The 2303-nt window shown below is 66.4% G+C and carries 1 protein-coding gene; it reads right to left on the bottom strand.

Features of this window, described 5'->3' with window-relative positions:
* Positions 1–2303 (bottom strand): condensation domain-containing protein (locus ACW73L_RS22040; RefSeq protein ID WP_498924686.1); only part of this gene is annotated, 2303 nt, incomplete at both ends.

Genomic DNA, 2303 nt, shown 5'->3' with positions numbered 1-2303 from the left:
GGCGCCGTAACTCAGGCACTCCTCGCCCGCAACCACCGCCACCGCGTCCGGCTGACCCGCCGCCCAGCGGGCGATCAACTCCGAGACCGAGGACGTACCCTCCCCGACGCCCTCCCACGCCCCGCGGTTCCACTCTGCCAACTCGGCCCGCTCCGCCGCGCCCAGCAACTCCACCGTGCCTAGCCGCTGCGAGGGATCGGACACCAGTCCCTTCAACAGACGCGGGAAGCGGGTGGCGATCATGTCGACGCTTGCCGCATCCAGAACGCTGCGGTCGTAGCCGAAATCGAGGCGGATGCCGTCGGCAACACCGACCGCCAGCGTCAGCGCGTAATGAGTGCGCTCGTCGTTGACGATCGCCCCGATGCGCAGCCGCTCGGCCGCGCGCCGCACGGCTTCGTCCACCGGGTAGTTCTCGAACACCAGCAGCGTATCGAACAGCTCACGCTCGCCGGCCCAGCGCTGGATCTCGAACAGCGGGGTATGCTCGTGTTCGCGCAGCGCGGCATTGTCGGCCTGCAGCCCGGCCAGCCAGGTACCGACGGTCTGCCCGGGCTCGGCTCGCACGATCAGCGGCAGCGTGTTGATGAACAGGCCGAGCATCGCCTCGGAGCCGGGCAGATCGGAGGGACGACCCGCGACGGCCATCCCCGCAACAACCGTCCTGCGGCCCGTGCAGCGCTGTAGCAGCAGGCTCCACGCGCCCTGGATCAAGGTATTCAAGGTCAGGTGCTGCGCCTGTGCATAACGGCGTAGCGCCCCGGCCGTGCGGGAATCGAGCGCGCGATGCACCGAACCGTGACCACTGCCCGTCGCGGCGCAATTCAGCGCGTTGGCCAGCCGCGTCGGTTCCGGCAGATCCGCAAGCCGGTCGCGCCAGAACCGCTCTCCGGCTTCCCGGTCGCGACCGGCCAGCCAGGCGATATAGTCCCGGTAGCGCCCAGGAACAGGACGCGGCGTGGCACCGGCATAGTTTTCCAGCACTTCCCCCAGCAAGCGCGAGGCACTCCAGCCGTCGAGCAGCAGATGATGACTGGTCCAGACCATCTGGTGTCGCTCCGGCCCCAGCCGGACCAGAGCCAGGCGGAATAGCGGGGGACGAGTCAGGTCGAAGACACGTTCGACTTCAGCGCGACGAAACGCGATCAGCTCGTCCGGAGCGACCGGATCACGGCTCCAGTCGACTCCGTCAATCTGCAATTCGACATTGCGGTACACGATCTGCAGCGCAGCTTCCGGCCCACCCTGCCAGGAAAAAGCGGTCCGGAGAATCGGGTGACGCGCGAGCGCTTCGCGCCACGCCGATCGGAAGCGATCCGCTTCCAAGCCAACGATATCGACTGCCAACTGGTTGACATAAATGGTGGGGTCGGCGCCGTGTAGCGACTGGAACAACAGGCCTTGCTGCAGCGGCGCTAGCCCGTAGATGTCCTCGATGTCCCCTGATGCGAGTGACAGCGCATCGAGCGCCGCCTGATCGAGCCCGCTCAAAGGCACGTCGGATGGCGTAAGGGCGCCGGCGCCGGGACTCACGCAATGACGGATCACTTCACGCAAGCCATCGAGGTAGGCCTGAGCGAGCCGCGCCACGGTTTCGCGCCGGTACATCGCACGGCTGAAACGCCAGCGGAGATTCAGCCGACCGCGAAAGAGTTCTCCATTGACTTCGAGCCAATTACCAAGCGGCGCTTCCTGATCGTGTTGCGCACCTCCGTTCTCAGGGGCCGGCCTGAACAAGTCCTCCGACTCGTCGAACTGCCCGAGATAGTTGAAGGTCACCCGCGGTCGCGCCGCAGCCGGTAGACCAAAAGACGGATCCGCCGTACTCCGCAGCAGGCCATAGCCGATGCCATCATCCGGCACGGCGCGCAAGCACTCCTTGACCATCTTGATCGTCGCAGCCAGTTCATCCGCGAGGGTCACGCGGACCGGATGCAGGCACGTGAACCAGCCGACCGTGCGGCTGAGATCCAGTCCGTCGAAGCGGTCCGTGCGCCCGTGCCGTTCCAGTTCGATCAGTGCTTCGCGCTGCCCGGTCCAGCGGCACAGGGTCATTGCCAACGGCACGAGCAGCAACTCCTCGATCCGGCTGCGGTAAGCAGCGGGAGCTTTCCGGAGAAGCTGCCGGGTCTCCGCTTCGTCGAGACTGATGGCGACCTCGTCAGCATCGCGATAGCAAACGATCTCAACCGGAACATCGCGCGGCGGATCCGGAAGCGGTGGCGTGAGCATGGCCCCCCAGAAGGCGGCTTCTTGGCGCAGGGCTGCGCTGGCAGCGTAGATTTCGAGGTGCCGGGCCCAGG

This window comes from Methylolobus aquaticus (assembly GCF_054172105.1).
Note: the sequence above shows the minus strand (reverse complement) of the source record. Positions and strands in the feature narration are given on the sequence as shown.